This is a genomic window from Wolbachia endosymbiont of Oedothorax gibbosus, from assembly GCF_936270145.1.
Classification (GTDB): Bacteria; Pseudomonadota; Alphaproteobacteria; order Rickettsiales; family Anaplasmataceae; genus Wolbachia.
The window spans coordinates 872650-887860 of record NZ_OW370537.1; the positions used below are offsets into that span (position 1 = coordinate 872650).

Annotated in this window: 14 protein-coding genes and 4 pseudogenes; 10 read left to right on the forward strand and 8 right to left on the reverse strand. The window is 35.0% G+C overall.

Annotated elements, in window-relative coordinates; translation table 11 throughout:
• Positions 1–115: 115 nt before the first annotated feature.
• The 4 genes and pseudogenes from NBW37_RS04260 to NBW37_RS04275 form a co-directional block, all read left to right on the forward strand.
• Positions 116–925, forward strand: coding sequence for an AAA family ATPase (locus NBW37_RS04260; protein ID WP_250295873.1), 810 nt, complete (start codon positions 116–118; stop codon positions 923–925).
• Between the two features lie 25 nt (positions 926–950).
• A complete protein-coding gene (locus tag NBW37_RS04265; protein ID WP_250295874.1) occupies positions 951–1448 on the forward strand; it encodes a hypothetical protein in 498 nt (165 codons plus the stop codon).
• Positions 1445–1648, forward strand: coding sequence for a hypothetical protein (locus tag NBW37_RS04270; protein ID WP_250295875.1), 204 nt, complete (start codon positions 1445–1447; stop codon positions 1646–1648). Before NBW37_RS04265 ends, NBW37_RS04270 begins: the two co-directional genes overlap by 4 nt.
• A gap of 132 nt (positions 1649–1780) precedes the next feature.
• Positions 1781–2170, forward strand: a pseudogene (locus NBW37_RS04275) (hypothetical protein); the annotation flags it as partial.
• A 16-nt stretch (positions 2171–2186) separates the two neighbouring features.
• On the opposite strand, the gene NBW37_RS04280 reads toward NBW37_RS04275, so the two are convergent.
• Positions 2187–3013, reverse strand: a protein-coding gene (locus tag NBW37_RS04280; RefSeq protein ID WP_250295852.1) for an IS5 family transposase whose coding sequence is annotated in 2 segments (ribosomal slippage) — positions 2187–2626 and positions 2626–3013 — 828 coding nt in all. Because the reading frame shifts where the segments join, the coding sequence is not laid out codon by codon here.
• Between the two features lie 333 nt (positions 3014–3346).
• Here NBW37_RS04280 and NBW37_RS04285 point away from each other — a divergent pair.
• From NBW37_RS04285 to NBW37_RS04300, 4 genes and pseudogenes are all read left to right on the forward strand, one after another.
• Entirely contained in the window at positions 3347–4369 is a 1023-nt protein-coding gene (locus tag NBW37_RS04285) for an IS110 family RNA-guided transposase (protein WP_250295877.1), read from the forward strand.
• Between the two features lie 23 nt (positions 4370–4392).
• The gene (locus tag NBW37_RS04290; protein WP_250295878.1) at positions 4393–5076 is read left to right on the forward strand and encodes a hypothetical protein; all 684 of its coding nucleotides are present in this window, start codon (positions 4393–4395) and stop codon (positions 5074–5076) included.
• A 115-nt stretch (positions 5077–5191) separates the two neighbouring features.
• A pseudogene (locus tag NBW37_RS04295) lies at positions 5192–5419 on the forward strand (hypothetical protein); the annotation flags it as partial.
• A gap of 13 nt (positions 5420–5432) precedes the next feature.
• Positions 5433–5873, forward strand: a pseudogene (locus tag NBW37_RS04300) (DUF4815 domain-containing protein); the annotation flags it as partial.
• A 16-nt stretch (positions 5874–5889) separates the two neighbouring features.
• Here the strand turns inward: NBW37_RS04300 and NBW37_RS04305 are convergent.
• From NBW37_RS04305 to NBW37_RS04330, 7 genes and pseudogenes are all read right to left on the reverse strand, one after another.
• Positions 5890–6716 (reverse strand): IS5 family transposase gene (locus NBW37_RS04305; RefSeq protein ID WP_250295841.1). Its coding sequence is split into 2 segments (ribosomal slippage): positions 5890–6329 and positions 6329–6716, totalling 828 coding nucleotides; the frame shifts between segments, so codons are not numbered across the junction.
• Between the two features lie 18 nt (positions 6717–6734).
• Entirely contained in the window at positions 6735–7055 is a 321-nt protein-coding gene (locus NBW37_RS04310; protein ID WP_250295880.1) for an ankyrin repeat domain-containing protein, read from the reverse strand.
• A 402-nt stretch (positions 7056–7457) separates the two neighbouring features.
• Positions 7458–8585, reverse strand: a complete 1128-nt coding sequence (locus tag NBW37_RS04315; protein ID WP_250295881.1) for a TomO hydrophobic C-terminal domain-containing protein — start codon at positions 8583–8585, stop codon at positions 7458–7460.
• Positions 8586–8809: 224 nt separating this feature from the next.
• Positions 8810–8941, reverse strand: a complete 132-nt coding sequence (locus NBW37_RS07625; protein WP_256466254.1) for a hypothetical protein — start codon at positions 8939–8941, stop codon at positions 8810–8812.
• Positions 8942–9121: 180 nt separating this feature from the next.
• Positions 9122–11407, reverse strand: coding sequence for a hypothetical protein (locus NBW37_RS04320; RefSeq protein ID WP_250295882.1), 2286 nt, complete (start codon positions 11405–11407; stop codon positions 9122–9124).
• A 2-nt stretch (positions 11408–11409) separates the two neighbouring features.
• A complete protein-coding gene (locus NBW37_RS04325) occupies positions 11410–12000 on the reverse strand; it encodes a hypothetical protein (protein WP_250295883.1) in 591 nt (196 codons plus the stop codon).
• 787 nt (positions 12001–12787) lie between these two features.
• A pseudogene (locus NBW37_RS04330) lies at positions 12788–13604 on the reverse strand (IS5 family transposase).
• 169 nt (positions 13605–13773) lie between these two features.
• Between NBW37_RS04330 and NBW37_RS04335 the strand changes: the two are divergent.
• Entirely contained in the window at positions 13774–14172 is a 399-nt protein-coding gene (locus tag NBW37_RS04335) for a hypothetical protein (RefSeq protein ID WP_250295884.1), read from the forward strand.
• Between the two features lie 26 nt (positions 14173–14198).
• A protein-coding gene (locus NBW37_RS04340; protein WP_250295836.1) for an IS630 family transposase occupies positions 14199–15210 on the forward strand; the annotation gives its coding sequence in 2 pieces (ribosomal slippage) (positions 14199–14711 and positions 14713–15210; 1011 coding nt in all).
• Position 15211: the final 1 nt, after the last annotated feature.

Here is a 15211-nt window from a genome sequence, read left to right on the forward strand (position 1 = left end):
AGGATCGAAGTGGATGCCTGAATATGGTTGAAGAACCGCATCTGGGAAAATTACTTACGAAGATTAAAGCCAAAACCTTGGCTCCTATTGCTTAATTAAAAATTGGAGAATAATTATGGAACAAAACTTTTTCAATATCGGTCAAAAAATTCCTTTTTTCAGTGTGAAAGAATACTTGAATGATCAATCGCCAATACCAGAAGACATTGTTTCCCCAAGAATTTTAACCAAGAGAGGTTTGTTGGTATTTGGTGGCCCACCTAAAATCGGCAAAAGCGACTTTTTGATCTCTTGGCTTGTCTATATGGCTGCTGGTAGATCATTTCTTGGTATGACACCAAGTAGACCTTTGAAAATTTTCTACATGCAAACTGAAATTGAATATGAATATATGAAAGAACGGTTGCAACGACTTCAACTTGATAAGGAACTTTTGGATATAGCTGCCAATAACTTAATTATCACGCCAAGAGTGCAATTATCGCTTAGTAGTGAAGAAATAGATGAAATCAAAAATACTGTTAAAGAGCGTTTTAAACCTGACGTTATTGCGATTGACCCTCTGCGAAACATCTTTAACTCAAGTGAATATGGTAATGAGAACGATAACAGTGCTATGTTATTCTTCTTGCAAAAAACACTTGAAAAACTGAGAAATATTATTAATCCAGATGCCGGTATAATCCTTACCCACCACACAAAAAAATTATCCAAAAAAATGCTGGAAGAGGATCCATTTCAGGGCCTAAGCGGTGCTGGGTCTTTAAGGGGATTCTACACTACTGGAATGGTGATGTTCAGTCAAGATGAAGGAAGCACTGTTCGCCAAATAGTATTTGAGTTACGTAATGGTGAACGTGTGCCAAACAAGCTTGTTGATAAGATAAATGGCCATTGGCAACTCGTAGACCAATGGAATAACTGATTTCAACTTTATTATGGGAGTATTTATGTTACAGGATTTAACTGATTTTAACACGGCAAAGTCACAAAGTAATTTAATACCCAAAGGGACGATAGTAAAAGTCAAAATGACCATTAAACCAGGAGGTTATGAATGCTGGTTCACCAAAAGTCCCACTACTGGTAGCATTTATCTAAATGCAGAATTTACCGTCATTGAAGGGCCATATGCAAGGCAAAAGCTTTATCAAGCAATTGGGATAAAAAGCGGCAAAGCAAACGTTGAAAGAGAAGATGTCTGGGGAGAAATGGGTCGTTCTATGATTCGAAGCATTCTGGAGTCAGCACGCAATATTCACCCACATGATAATTCAGAGAAAGCGATACTTGCCCGTAAGCTTGGCTCAGTTGCAGATTTAAACGGGTTAGAATTCAGAGCAAAGGTAGGTATTGAAGCTGATCAGTATGGGGAAAAGAATAAGATTACTACAGTTATTACTCCACAGCAGCATCAAAATACTGAAATCGACTGGGTTCCATTTTGAAGTACGACGAGGAGAAGCTCTGGATTGCTGTTATTGAGAGGGCTATGAAAGATGCAGTAGGAAAAAACGTAAAACTGAAAGAAGAAGCGATAAAATGGTTAAATTCAGAGTCTTTTGAAACTGTTTGTGAGCTAGCTAACCTTGATTTTAAATTTGTGAAAGAACGCTGTATAGGGGTTCTCAAGACCAAAAAGAGCTGAGCAAAACCGCTTCTATCCGTAGATGACGTGAGAAGACGCTGCAAAGAAATTTATGAGTGCTTAAAAAATTTTTCCACTTTTTTCATAAAAACCCATGGGAAACACGGTATATATATAGTAGAGGGATCAAACATGTCAATTCTTACACAATCAGGTCGAGCAGCAATAGCAGCAAGTATAAAAGAGCAACCGATACATCTTGCTTGGGGAAGTGGTGATGCCAATTGGGAAAGTAGCCATCAGGTCGAAAAAGTTTTTGTTGAGGGTGAAATCAAGCTTGAACACTACCCCATTAAAGATGTAAGGGTTTTTACAGGACAAACAACTTATCAGTTAAGTATAGACTATACAGTTGCTGGTGTAATAAAACGTACGGAAAATAGCTCTATTCCTACAGGTGGAACAGTTACTATAGAGTATACCCAAGATACACCATCTGAGTCCATTAAGTCTAAAAAACTGCTCAATGAACTTGGTAGACGTACCGCTGATGAGGTTCTCTTCTGCACAGGTGATGAGAATAGACTTCTTTCAAAATTCATGTAGGGAGCTCAAAATTGTGAATTGCAGCAATCAAATTAAACCTTAAACCAAAACGTTTTCGTCGGTTTCTATACCTGTACGAGATGATTTTAAACCTTTTCAATAAGCCAATTACGTTTTCAACAATTGCCCTTTGGCTCATAAGTGCTCTGTTCTCTTTTTTTTGTTCTTTGCTTAACGGATTCTTTTTCGTTTTTCTGTGCGGTAATACAACATTTTTGTGTATCTTCTGCATTCCCCTGTAGCCGGCATCAGCTAAGATTTTAGTTTGCGGCAATACTGCTACCTTTGATTCTCTAAACATCCGAAAATCGTGTTTTCTACCATTCGAGAAAGACGTGCATATGACTTTTTTACTCTTCTTCTCTGTTACTATTTGTGTTTTTATAGTATGCCTTTTTTTCTTTCCAGAGTAAAAGCGTTTTTGTTTTTTTTTGGCCTCTCTACTGGCGTTTCAGTTCCATCTATTACTAAAACTTCATATTCTACATCACTCTTTAATAGCTCTTTTTTTCCTGGTAATGCAAAATCTGGATGTTTTATTAATGTGTCTTCTACCCATCTTATCACTTTAAAACTGTTACTTTCACTCATGCCATAGCTTTGCCCAATATGAAAATATGTACGATATTCTCTTATATATTCCAGTGCCATAAGTAGCCTGTCTTCTATGCAAAGTTTACTTTTTCTTCCACTTCTAGCTTTTTTTCTTTTATCCTCCACTTCTAGAATTTCTACCATTCGCTCAAATGTTGCTTTTTTTACCCCTGTTAAACGTCGAAACTTTTCTCCTTCTAACTTTTCTATTTCCTTATATTTCATTCTTTCAAATACTTCATCTTACACTCCCTCTAACAATTTTGAAAGAAGTCTAATGGAGAGCTTGTTACTCCCTCTGGAAGGTTTAGGCCCTCTAATGTACCAACCAACAACTTTGTATCTTGAAAAAAGCATCTAGTGTTTTAAGCTTAAACATTAGGTGGAGAAGGGAAAACTTTGTCAATAACTTTAGATATAAAATCTGTGGTACAGGAAAGAGTCCCTTCTCAAAAGTTATAGGCTGGACGGTATCTTAGAAAGACCAAACGGTTCTAATTCTGTATTCACAAGGTTAGCCTTACTTTTCATTTTTAATGGTAACATATGGGGTTATATATGATCAACAACTTTTTAGGTATAGATGTTTCAAAAGAACATTTTGATGTTTCTCTCTCATTCATAAGCAAAAAAGGAAAACGTGAAACTAGGAAAAGGAAATTTAAAAATGATGATACTGGGTTTCAAAGTCTGCTGAACTTTCTACAAAAACATAACGTAGAAGAAGTAAAAGCTTGCATGGAAGCCACTGGTTGTTATAGCGAGGCTTTGGCTGAATTCCTTTATAACGCTAGACATTTTGTGAGTGTTGTAAATCCAGCTTGCATAAGGTTTTATGCAAAAAGTAAGCTTGCACGACAAAAGAATGACCAGACTGATGCAGAAATTATTGCAGATTATTGTCAAAGACAGGAACTTTCTCGTTGGACACCACCTTCTCCTGAAAAGAAAAAATTAAAACATCTTTATCGTTGTTCAGATGCGTTAAAAGATGAATTAACATTAGTAAATAATCATTTAGAAAAGACAGAGAGACTGCCTGAAGAAGTTGTAAATGTTTGGGAAAACCTAGCAATGACCATAGAACAATCAATAGAAACAATAAAAAACTCCATATGTGAACTAGTAAAACAACACAAAGAATTGTTGGAAGATTTTCAACTCTTACTGACTATTCCAGGCATAGGAGAGGAATCAGCAGTAGCTATTTTAGCTGAAATTCCTGATATAAAAGCCTTTATAAATGCCAGGCAATTGGCAGCATATGCAGGAACTATACCAAAAAATGTAACATCAGGTTCATCTGTACATGCCAAGCCCAGATTAAGTAAAACTGGTTCACGAACATTACGTAAGGCAATGTACTTTCCTGCTATAGTAGCCAAGAATCATAACCCTATTATTATGACTTTTTGCGAAAGGTTGAAAGAGAAAGGTAAGCATAATATGGCTATTGTGGGAGCTGCAATGCGTAAGTTACTCCATATTATTTTTGGTGTCCTAAGTTCAAAAAAGGCTTTTGATCCTGATCATATAAAAAACCGCAAAACAAAGTTATCTATGGAAAGCTTGTTTATTTGATAAAGATTAAATGTAAAATTTGTATGTCAATACTCACACAGTCCGGTAGAGCAGCAATAGCAGCAAGTATAAAAGAACAGCCTATACATCTTGCTTGGGGTAGTGGTAATTCAAATTGGGAGAGTAGCCACAGAGCAGAAAAAACTTTTGTTAAGAATAGAGTAATGCTCGATCATTTCCCAGTTAAAGAGGTAAAAATCTTTCAAGGCTCAACAACCTATAAGCCAAGCATAGATTATACGATTGACAGCAATACTGGTACTGTTAAGTGCCTTGAAAATAGCTCTATTACAGCGGACAGTACAGTTACTGTAGAGTATATTCGAAGTACACCAGCAGAGCCCATTACTTCTACAAAGCTGCTTAATGAACTTGGAAGACGCATTGTTGATGAAGTCCTTTTTTGCACAGGTGATGAAAATGGAGAACTTATAACTCCTTCGGGAAGGTTTAAATCTTCAAATATGCCAACCAATAATTTATATCTTAAATTTACCTTCGATTTCACGGATGCAGCAAATCAAGTGATCAGAGAGCTAGGAATTATGGTTGGCACCAAAGTAAAAGAAGCCTTACCACCAGGGCGAAGATATTTTGAACCTAAAGATATTGAAAATCCTGGGATTTTATTGGTTTTAGAGCACACTGTGCCGCTTATCAGAACTGCAGCTACAAGAGAAACTTTTTCCTTTGTTGTAACATTTTGACATATGACAATAGTCTATTTTTTGAAAGAAAAACACTTCGATCAGAAGAATCAACAAAATCTAAGTTCATTATTCAACGTTCTTGTAACTTTTTTGTTGACGTACAAGACGGTATCTGTACCTTAAATTTACTTTCGATTTCACGGATGCAGCAAATCAAGTGATAAGGGAACTAGGGGTTATGGTTGGTACAAAGATAAAGGAGAAAGTACCGCCTGGACAGAGATATTTTGAACCAAAAGACGTGGAAAATCCGGGAATTTTGTTAGTTTTGGAACATACAGTACCGCTTATCAGAACCGCAGCAACCCGTGAAACTTTTGCCTTTGTTGTTACATTCTGAAGAGGGGAAAAGAATGACTTTGAATAGCTATTATAATCGCTTTAATCCCGATAAAGAATACGAAAAAAGCTTATTCCTTGCAGGAAGAGGTTTGCAGTCAGCAGAATTAAATGAGATTCAAGATTATGCTCTTTTGAGGCTTAAAGGCATAGGAGATGCGATATTCCGTGATGGTGATGTTATAACTGGGGCTAATTGCATCATAGATGGGGAAAAAGTTACACTTGAAGCTGGAAAAATCTATCTTCGTGGAGCGGTGAGAAAGGTAGAGGCAAAAGAGTTTGTTATTCCTCTTAATACTATAGTTCGCATAGGTGTTTATTATGTAGAATCAACCATCACAGAACTTGAGGATGAAAATCTTCGTGATCCTGCAGTTGGTACACGTAATTATCAAGAAGTAGGAGCAGCAAGGCTTAAAGTTTCCACCATTTGGGGTTATCAAGCAGAGAGTAGACTTCTTTCAAAATTCATGAAAGGAGCTCTCTATTGTGAATAGAGGCAATCAAATTAAATCTTAAGCCAAAACGTTTTCGTCGATTTCTATATCTGTCAGAAATGATTTTAAACCTTTTCAATAAGCCGATTACGTTTTCAACTACCACTCTTCGTATAGAGAGAGATCTATTTTCTGCTTTTTTCTCCTTTGATAAAGGATTCTTTTTTGATCTTCTATGTGGTAATTCAACATTTTTATGTATCTTTTGCATTCCTCTGTAACCAGAATCAGCTAGGATCTTAGTTTGCGGTAATATTGCTATCTTTGATTCTCTAAACATCCGAAAATCATGTTTTCTACCATTGGAGAAAGATGTACATACGACCTTTTTACTCTTCTTCTCTGTTACTATTTGTGTTTTTATAGTATGCCTTTTTTTCTTTCCAGAGTAAAAGCGCTTTTGCTTTTTTTTGGCCTTTCTACTGCTGTTTCAGTTCCATCTATTACCAAAACTTCGTATTCTACATTACTATTTAATAGATCTTTTTTTCCTGGTAATGCAAAATCTGGATGTTTTATTAATGTGTCTTCTACCCACCTTATTATTTTAAAACAGTTGCTTTCACTCATGCCATAACTTTGTCCTATATGAAAATATGTACGATATTCTCTCATATATTCCAGTGCCATAAGTAATCTATCTTCTATACAAAGTTTGCTTTTTCTTCCACTTCTAGCTTTTTTCCTTTTATCCTCCTCATCTAGAATTTCTACCATTCTCTTAAATGTTGATTTTTTTACCCCCGTTAAACGTCGAAACTTTTCTCCTTCTAACTTTTCTATTTCCTTATATTTCATGCTTCCAAATACTTGATCTTACTCTCTCTCCCTCAATTTTGAAAGAAGTCTATTATTGTTTTTTAGATTAACATCAGCCCCTTGCTCTTTAAGATATTTAACTATATCTGATTTGCCACTTCTAGCAGCTATAGACAACAATGTAAAATTTTCTCTACATTCCTTACCATTTATGATCAGCAATATGTTGAATAGGTGGTTTATCTTGAAGCCCTCCTCCTCCCAGTTCTTATGTATAGGTCTAAATCGGTCTTGTAACTTTCCCTTTATCTGTTCAAGTATGTGAACCTCATTTAAATTTACTGCATTTAGTATCGTTTCCCACTGTTCGATTATCATAAGTACCTCCTATCCTCGCTTGAAATGACAATATGATTTAATTATTACATACTTTAATAAGAAAGTCAAGACTAGCATATCTCTTTGTATATTCCATATAAAGTTATTACTAACCACTTTAGTTCTAATTAATACAGAAAAATACTACAAATTAGCGCCGTAAAACTTTTAAATATTTACTCTCTACAAAAACCGCAAAAAGGTACCTACCTTTGCGAGAATAATTTAAATAAAATTGGTGTTGCGAAAGTAAAAGATGTAAAATTTTTGCAACAAAGCTAAGCGAATTAGTTCATAGATAACTTAGTCGAAATTGGCCAACAATACTTTTAATCACTTAAAATCCAATATGGAACATTCTTCAAAAGAGTCTCTCTTAACTTCTCTGCTACCCCATTTCATTTAGTTTGGAGCCTCTAAACAACATTTATTAGTTGCAGCTTTGGCACTACTCTTTTCAAGTGAATTTGAAGGCCCACTACAAAAGTATATGATTGCAGCAGCAACGAGACAACAAGCTCCAACTGCTATTCCTACCGCTAACATTTCTAAGTAAACTGCGATAGCTATCCCTGTAGCAACTCCGGTTATTGATAACATAGAAGCAGCTATCACAGGCCGCTTACTCCTTTGCGAACTCTTTGAAGTAACGTTATCTGAATCCACTACTTTATTTTGCCGAAGTAACTTATTAACTTCTTGATTAAATAATTTCACATTATCTGGGTTACCAATGAAAAGCGCCCTTATTTTTTCTACCTTTTGTTTTTCTTCCTGAGGAATTTCTTCAACATCATGATACCCCGACCTGACAAGTCCGGGTGTAATAATCGCATAATGTATATCCTTAGTTAAATTACATACGAGATGAGCTGTCCTATAATCAGCCCCTTTCAACCTTATCTTATTTTCACCATAGTCTATGGTTATTTCTTCTGAAAAAGACTTACGTAATTGATCAAGCTCTTCTCTAGGCAAAAAATCATCAAGGCTAACTGAATCACGATTTGAACCTAGTTTAGATAAATGACTTTCAACTGCTTCATAGTTAGAGTATAGCATTCTAGCTATTTCAGATGCTATAGGCCCGCATGAATAGCCATCTCTTTGAATTTTGGTATTCGAAACGTATAAGGTGTAACCTTCATTTTTTAAATCAGGTTTTCCTGTTGCACCCATAGGATCTATGAATAATATTTTCTTCTCCTTCTGGAAATGATAGAAAACAGTAAAATGGCTTCCACTGTTATGAATGCAGATTGTACTTTTATTACAGCAATCACGGCTTACCATTCCTTTCAGATCTTTAAGTGCATCGGAGAAGTTTATAGTATCTGAAATAAGTATTCTTGGCTTGTTAGGTGACTTTCCTAATAGAGGGTGCAAAGATTTACCAACTTGGGATTGATCAAACCAACAATTGTTATTAATGTCAAAGTAAAACTCATTACAAGCTCTCTTGATTGAGTTCTCTGAGACAGACTGCAGTAAATCGCATACTTCGTTTTTTTTATTTGAGTTCTCTGACACATTTATCTCCTAGCTTGCTAAAAAGAAAATTTAATTATTACATATACTTGCAAGTAAGCCAAGTATACCATCAATTGACCCTAGCCAGTAGCAGCGTAACGTAAGGGTGTCTCTTCTCCATCACCATGTTAAGTGCGGAAGCAATACACGTACACACTATACCATGAAATAACAGCTTGCTATCCATAAAAAGATAAAAATCAAGCGAAAAAAAAGATGTCTTTCTATAGCTCGTACTCATCATCCCTTTCCTCTTTTTCTAGCTTTTTTGATAACCTTTCCAATGTTTCATTTATTTCTGAATTTGTTTTCGCACCAGAAACATGCTCAGACTTTGAAATACCTCTAGTTAACATACTCACCCCCAGTTTACAAAGATATTATGTATAACACGTAGCACAAATAAAAACCAATGCAAGAATAATTTTTATAACTTTAGTATTTTTTAGCTTGACATACACAAACTTCACTGACATTGATGTGCACACCTCTGAGCCTACTATGCTTCTGTTTGTTAATTAGTTATGCCTGCTAGATTAACGACATTGCGATTTACTAATTACTTCAATATCACTATCATCAGAATGTAAAGAGTTCAGTGACTGGCTACGCGAAATTGGGTGCACTTCACCTAACTTACTGTTTGGTTGATCATTGGCAGCCTGAGTACATGATTCTTGCTGTTGATCATTAGCAGCTTGAGCATTTGGTTCTTGCTGCTGGCTAGGTTGAGCACAAGAAGCCTGAGCACCTGATTCATGTTGTTGATCGTTAGCACTTTGAGAATAGGATTGCTGTTGACTAGTGCTTGCCCCTTGATCGTTAGTTCCATTGTGAGCTGTTTCTTCATGCCTCACATAGCTAGACATTTCTTGGTCTTTCATCTCTTTTCTCGTTTTATTGTTGCTGCCATCAGACCTTAATAACTTACTGCGTGACATTTGTTCTACTCCACTTAATGAACTACTTGGCTGTTTTGCTGCATTATTTTGTACTTTGGTACTTTTTTTTCTCTGCTTTTCAAAGTTTTCTATCATCTCTTTCAGATTTTCGAGTTGCTCTCTATTTTTTTTCTGATCCTCTCTAATCTCTTGGGCTTGCTTTAAATCTTCTTGCATTTTGCTTATCAGATTGTCTACTCTTTTCTCAAGCTCACGTAGTTGCTCAGTATGTTCTTTCATACCACCACGCTCTATATAATTATCTGGCTTAAATTTCTGTGCTAAGCTTTCTCTAATATCTATTATGATGCCAATAAAATGATCTTTCACATCATTATCACTAATTGATTCATCATCTTTTTTTCCTAAAATACCTTTCACCTTTTCTTTATATTTACCTTTGTCATTAAAATAGAGCATTAAGCAACAAGCTTCACCATATAAATCCTCACCTTGCTCATGCTGCTTCTCCTCTCCCTCGCACTTTTCTGATGAAAAGACGGATGAAAAAATCGATGAAATAAATGACCATAACCTATTAATTAACGACTTTTCACCCTTCCTAGACATGCTGCATATCAACAAAGCACTTACATATGTTGCAAAAGGTAACACAAAGTAATCGTCGAGACCTTGACCTTCTGGATTAACAACACTAAATTTTCCTTCTAGTGAAACTTTAGTAAATGTTTCTATTCCCTTCAACTGTTTTAGTTGTTTAGCGCTATCTTCAGACATCTTACATATTGAATCATACAATAGACCATTTAATTCTTCGTCTTTTCTACACTCCTTTTTTACCTCATCAAGTTGATTATTTAATTTTTCATATCCACTAATACACATTCTTAGATGATATAAGGCATCATTTCTATTTTTTTCAAAATCACGTTCAGCTTTTTTATTGTCTTCTTCGTAATAGCTGTTAATAAAGCTTTCTATACTAGCATTACTTGCTTTTAAGAACTTATTTATATTTCCTATGACTTCTTCTTGCTTAATTCTTGATAACGTAGATAACTCCATCAGCATCTTGAAATTTAGCCTATTTAACACTTTTGCATTACCTAGTAAGCCAATTTTCATTTTACCATAAAATTCATATTTACAGTCAACATGAATAAGGTCCAAAAAATGTTCACTGATGTTTTTAATTACTGTTCTGGATGCACTTAAAGCTGCCTGCCTTTCCTGAGCTTTTGCTATTTCTTCTTCGGAGCCACCTCTATTCCTTACTTTATCAGGATGAACCTGAAGACATAATTTTTGCATTTTTTTATCTAACTTTTTCACAAGTTGCTCATGCCCATCTCTACTTTCTATGTTTCTCCTGACCTTTTCAAGACTATCATCAAGCTGCTGTAATAGCCCAGAAAGACCCAATGAGTTTAACGTGTCTCCAACAGTTTCAAACTTTCCATTTAAATCAATAACATTACCAGGGGTGTTTAATGGTCTTGTTGGCACTTCTGGGCCTTTCCCTTGAACATCACTTTTATACATATAGCCTCCACAACTAACAAATGTACTATTCCACTTTAAAACTTGACGGTGAACCAAAACTGAAGTAAACAAACCAAGAACTATTTTCCAAAACCAAGAATAGTTTTTATACTCTCTTGCTCTTTGACACTGTTTACTATCTATTACAATATCCTTTACTTTACCACTCCAAGGCCACCACCAATATACTTTTCTCTCACTGAAAGCTTTAAGTAGTTCAATGCATTGTTCCTTATCCTTTTTGTCTAAAAACTCTTTGACATCAAACTTTTTCTCTTTACATAAATCCTCAAGTAAGGTAGGACCAAAGCCCCACCATAATATCCTGTATTTTTTATACGCAGTAAGAAATTTAATAGCTTTCTCTTGTTGAAGCATTGCTATTTCCTGCCAACAAACTCAATATCACTACCAATAGATGAACTGCGAGATATTGGATCTACTTCGCTTAATGAACTGCTTGGTGCCTGGTTTTGCATCATACGTTGCATTTGTCGTGTTAGTGTTGCAATTTGCTGCTTTATTTCTTGATTTTCCTCCCGAACAGTGTCAAACTGCCGTCTATAACCTTCACTTAAATCTTCACTCTTCTCTAGCTTTTTTGTCAAAGAAAATCCACGTTCTTGTGAAACACCAAGTTGAATTGAAGTTAATTTTCCTATAACTTTTTCTTGCTCTGATATAAGACCCATATGTGCATTAAAAACGGCACTACTGCTTACACACTCCTTTTCATCTTTGGCTTCTTTTATAGCTTCTTGTAATTTCACTCTCAAAGCATTAATTTGAGGTTCAGCGGCGTTAATGCCTTCTTGTTCTACAACTTGACTTACTTCTTGAGCAATTTCTTCAATTTCTCCGTAAAGCTTGAAATATTTCTTTATCTCTTCTACAACTTCTTCACTATCTGAAACCCCCAAAAAACTGATATTAGTAAATGGCATTTTCCAAAATTTACTCCACATTTTCATAATAAGGAACAAGATTCTTAGTAAAGCTTTCGGGATTTGCTACTGCATACATACAGACCTCCATTTGAAATGAAATTATTATATGTAACCAAATTGATCTAGTAAGTCAACTACCTTTTTCAAAAAATATTTTCAATAAAAATATAAGCCAATTAGCATGACAAAGTTTTTAATTATTTACTTTCTCCAAAAAAAGTACCTACCTTTGTGAGAACAATTTAAACAAAAGCGGCGTTGTGAAAATAGAAGCTTAAAATTGTTGCAACAAAACTAGGTTTGTTAGTTCGTATATAAATGTGACTAAAGTAGGCTAAAACAGATAGTTTTACGATATAGCAAAGTTGCTATATTAAAAAGTTCGTATGTATCACTTGGTAGACCAACTGATTCCAAGAAAAATTCTTCTCACGGTTGCTGGTTTTGGGTGCTGGAAATAGTTGTGTTATTTAAATTCTTAATAATAGATTTTATTGAATTAATAATAATTTGCTTGGGAATAAAAGGAAAACTTATGATAGTTTTATATCTTAAATAGAATAAAATCCTTTTTATTGATATCGTCCTTTTTGTGAAAAATATTCTTAACTTCTCTACCACTTTTTCTGGGTAAGCTCATGATAGAGCTGGTATAACAAGAAATTGGATAATTTTTCTTGCACTAAATTTTAAAAAGATTACTTTATTTCATAAGTTGATTTGCAACTAACTTAGTATAGTTATATTTATTAATCGATAATTAATACTTGTGAATTAACTGTATTTGGAATACATAGACTTCTTTCAAAATTCATGTAGGGAGCTCAAAATTGTGAATTGCAGCAATTAAATTAAACCTTAAACCAAAACGTTTTCGTCGGTTTCTATACCTGTCCGAGATGATTTTAAACCTTTTCAATAAGCCAATTACGTTTTCAACAATTGCCCTTTGGCTCATAAGTGCTCTGTTCTCTTTTTTTTGTTCTTTGCTTAACGGATTCTTTTTCGTTTTTCTGTGCGGTAATACAACATTTTTGTGTATCTTCTGCATTCCCCTGTAGCCGGCATCAGCTAAGATTTTAGTTTGCGGCAATACTGCTACCTTAAACATCCGAAAATCGTGTTTTCTACCATTCGAGAAAGACGTGCATATGACTTTTTTACTCTTCTTCTCTGTTACTATTTGTGTTTTTATAGTATGCCTTTTTTTCTTTCCAGAATAAAAGCGTTTTTGCTTTTTTTTGGCCTCTCTACTGGCGTTTCAGTTCCATCTATTACTAAAACTTCATATTCTACATCACTCTTAATAGCTCTTTTTTTCCTGGTAATGCAAAATCTGGATGTTTTATTAATATGTCTTCTACCCATCTTATTATTTTAAAACTGTTACTTTCACTCATGCCATAGCTTTGCCCAATATGAAAATATGTACGATATTCTCTTATATATTCCAGTGCCATAAGTAGCCTGTCTTCTATGCAAAGTTTACTTTTTCTTCCACTTCTAGCTTTTTTTCTTTTATCCTCCACTTCTAGAATTTCTACCATTCGCTCAAATGTTGCTTTTTTTACCCCTGTTAAACGTCGAAACTTTTCTCCTTCTAACTTTTCTATTTCCTTATATTTCATTCTTTCAAATACTTCATCTTACACTCCCTCTAACAATTTTGAAAGAAGTCTCATGTTACAAAGCGGTGGCAAAAGTGCGTTTTGAATTAGAAATGGAAAATGTAATACCCGTGCCACAGATTATCATGTGGCTGTTAAAGTAAAAGTAAATAATGGTTTGGAGGTTGATATGAATCTTGAAGAATGTAAAAAAACTAAAAACTTAGAAGCAAAAGTTGAATGTTTAATAAACGTGATTGAGACTCTGGAGGAGAAAGTAAAAAGAGCGACAGGACCTCCAGATCCAAAGGGTGAGAGAGGTTATGATGGTTATCCAGGTATACATTATCTTCCAGGCACAAGGGGTGAGCCAGGTTATCCAGGTCCTCCAGGTGAACCAGGTTATGGTTATCCAGGTCCTCCAGGTCCTCTAGGTCTTTCAGGTCTTCCAGGTTTTCCAGGCACAAGGGGTGAGCCAGGTCCTCCAGGAGAGAAAGGTAAAAGAGGTGAATCAGGTATGCTAGATTATAGCTACTCATACCAATCTCCACTAATAGATAGACAAATAGTAAAAACTACAAATAATTGAGGCTAGAAAGAATAAATATGTAGTTTATGGCAGGAAAAAGTAAAGCAATAGGAGAAGAACTATATAATCAATGCAAGTTAGAATTAAAAAAATATGGAATAAGAGGAGAGATAGGAAGAAGGTTACAAGCAATAATATCAGCAAAGGAGTATGGTATCTCAAAAGTTGCTAAAATATATAGAATTACGAGAACGACATTAATGAAATGGATTGCAAGATTTAAAGAAAAAGGTGTTATTGGGTTTGCAATACAGCCAGGGCGAGGACCTAAACCAAAACTGAACGAGGAGAAGAAGGAAAAAATAAGAGAGGTAATAGAAGAAGATGGGGCAAATCTGACTGCTAAAAAATTGCAAGGTATAGTTGAAGGAATGTTAGCTATCAAAGTAAGTGAGTCAACGGCGAGAAGGCTTATGAAGAAGCTAGGATTTACATATATCACACCTCGTCCAGCACATTATAAACAAGACAAAAACAAACAAGAGGAGTTCAAAAAAAATCTCAATGAAATTGTGGAAAAGAACCGGAAAAAGGAGGTTTTTTTTCGATGAATCGAGATTTGGAACGCACTCAAAAGTTGGACATGGATGGTTTAAAAAGGGCTCAAGAACACAAGTTAAAGTAAAAATCGGAAGAGAAAACTTCTATCTTTACAGCGCTGTAAATCCCAGGAATGGAGAGGATATTAGCCTACTTGCTCCACATGTAAACACAGATTGCATGAACATATTTTTGGAGCAGATGTCGAAAGATTTGGGGACTAGAGAAGCTTTTCTTATCATGGATTGCGCAAGTTGGCATAGGTCTAAAGGTTTAAAAACTCCTGAAAATATCACCATAATTTATTTGCCGCCGTACTCGCCTGAGCTCAATCCTGTGGAAAGATTTTGGCAACATTTAAAGGAAAATATAATAAAGAACAAGATGTATGACTCTATTAAATTACTTGAAAATGCTGTATCTGAATTTATTCGAGATATTACGGAAAGTTCGATCAAAACCATTTGCTCTGTGAATTATTTGTCTAGTTATTTATGAG

Coding starts and splice junctions, on each gene's coding strand:
- NBW37_RS04260 (WP_250295873.1), top strand. CDS start 116: ATGGAACAAAACTTTTTCAATATCGGTCAAAAAATTCCTTTTTTCAGT.
- NBW37_RS04265 (WP_250295874.1), top strand. CDS start 951: ATGTTACAGGATTTAACTGATTTTAACACGGCAAAGTCACAAAGTAAT.
- NBW37_RS04285 (WP_250295877.1), top strand. CDS start 3,347: ATGATCAACAACTTTTTAGGTATAGATGTTTCAAAAGAACATTTTGAT.
- NBW37_RS04290 (WP_250295878.1), top strand. CDS start 4,393: ATGTCAATACTCACACAGTCCGGTAGAGCAGCAATAGCAGCAAGTATA.
- NBW37_RS04310 (WP_250295880.1), bottom strand. CDS start 7,055: ATGATAATCGAACAGTGGGAAACGATACTAAATGCAGTAAATTTAAAT.
- NBW37_RS07625 (WP_256466254.1), bottom strand. CDS start 8,941: ATGTTAACTAGAGGTATTTCAAAGTCTGAGCATGTTTCTGGTGCGAAA.
- NBW37_RS04320 (WP_250295882.1), bottom strand. CDS start 11,407: ATGCTTCAACAAGAGAAAGCTATTAAATTTCTTACTGCGTATAAAAAA.
- NBW37_RS04325 (WP_250295883.1), bottom strand. CDS start 12,000: ATGAAAATGTGGAGTAAATTTTGGAAAATGCCATTTACTAATATCAGT.
- NBW37_RS04335 (WP_250295884.1), top strand. CDS start 13,774: ATGAATCTTGAAGAATGTAAAAAAACTAAAAACTTAGAAGCAAAAGTT.